Below are 1,708 nucleotides of genomic sequence, written 5' to 3' on the forward strand. Positions count from 1 at the left end.
GTCGATCCGTCGGTCGACGTCGAGACCTACGACTTCTGGACGGACGTCCCGTTCTACAATTATTTGAACGGCGAATCCAAATAAGCCTTCATCGCCACTCACGCTCCAGAACCCTCGCCCGCCGGCACCGGCGAAGCGAGGGTTCTGGCGTCCCGGCGGCTGCTTTACATGCCGGCTTGGAGCAGCGCTTTGCCCAGCCGTTCAAGCTGCCGCTCCAAATGAAACGCCGCATATTCATTCCAGGGCGCTTCCCAGCCCGCATAGCCGGGGGTCCGAAACGCGCGGCGCCGTCCGCCGGCCGTCAGCTCTTTCCATTCATCGGAGCCGGCGAGCCGTTCCCAATGCGCTTGGGTGACCGGATCTCCGCTGACATTGACGAGGAGGAGATCGGCGGAGAAGTCCGCGATCTCGCCCGGATCGGCTTTGCGAACCCATTCCTCCCCCTCCGCGCCTTCGCCGGGAACGAGCCCGAGATCGTCGTAGAGCACCGTGCCGGCCTTTTTGCCCCATACGTAAAGCTTCCCTTGATAAAAATGGACGAGCAGCGCCGTCTCGACGCTCGTCGACCTGCGAATGGCCTCGCGCCAGCGCGCCGCCTGCCGTTCGTAGCGCCCGATCCACTTCTCGGCTTCGCCCGCCCGCTTCAGGAAACCGGCCGTCAGCCGCAAATGCTCGCGCCAATCTTCCTTCCAGGGCAGGAATAGCGCCGGCGCAATCTGCCCGAGTCTGCTCTGCTCTTCCTCCGGAATGTACGTGTCGATCGCCACGATCGCGTCCGGCTCCGCCTTTCTCAGCGCTTCCCGATTGAAGTCGTACCGGTGGCTGAGCGGCACGGCCACTTCCGGCGCGTAGCGGGTCCGGTAATCGTCGGTCCAGTAATGATCGATCGGCGCCGCGTACGGCACGATCTGCAGCGTCAGCAGGTGCCCGACGTTGACCCAGCTGTAGGCGGCGATCCGCGGCCCTCGATTTTGCAAATAGACGGTCGGCGCCATGCCGGTCTGCTTTTTGAACAGGGTGCTGAAGTAGGATTCGTTCTTGTAGCCTACGCGGCAGGCGACGTCGCGAACCGTCGGCCGAACTTCATCCCGCAGGAGCCGCTTCGCTTCCCGGATCCGCCGTTCCTGCAGCATCTCCAGCGCGCCTTTTCCGTAACGCTCCTTGAACAGGCGCATGAAGTGGAAGCGGCTCATTCCGGCTTCCTTCGCCAGGCTGCCGACCGTCAATTCCTCCCGGAAGCTCCGTTCCAACAGCCTCATGGCCCGCTCCACCGCCGCCGTCTTTTGGCGATCCAGGCTCTCCGCCATCAGCGCCAGCAGTTCGTAAAAAGCGGCTTCGCCCCGCAGCCGGCCCGCCGGCTTGCCGCTCTCCCAATGCGTTCGGATCGACTCGCACAACGCCAGGACGGACGACGCCGGCAGTTGATAAATCTGCCGTTCGGACAGGAGCGTTCCGGCTCCCGAGTCCTCTTCCGCCGTCTCCGTCGTTTCCGCCTGCTTGCCCTCCCGGAGCCGGCCCGTTCGGAACCGAATCAGGTACAGGCAGCGCTCCTCCCCTTCCGGAACGCCGGCTTCCGCCAGTTGTCCCGGTTCGAGCGCCACGACGGTACCCGGACGCAGCGGAATGAACCGTCCGTTCACGACAAGCCTTCCCGTCTCCGTCGCCGATACCGCGATGATCGGCTCCTCCGTCGGCAGGAAGTCCCGGT

The 1,708-nt window shown here is 64.3% G+C and carries 1 protein-coding gene; it reads right to left on the reverse strand.

Going from position 1 to position 1,708, the window contains the following annotated elements:
- Positions 1 to 164 precede the first annotated feature (164 nt).
- On the reverse strand, positions 165 to 1,708 hold a 1,544-nt coding region (locus H7C18_RS34800; RefSeq protein ID WP_185133720.1), incomplete at its 5' end, for a helix-turn-helix domain-containing protein.

The sequence above is a fragment of the Cohnella zeiphila genome, from assembly GCF_014212055.1.
GTDB classification, from domain to species: Bacteria; Bacillota; Bacilli; order Paenibacillales; family Paenibacillaceae; genus Cohnella; species Cohnella zeiphila.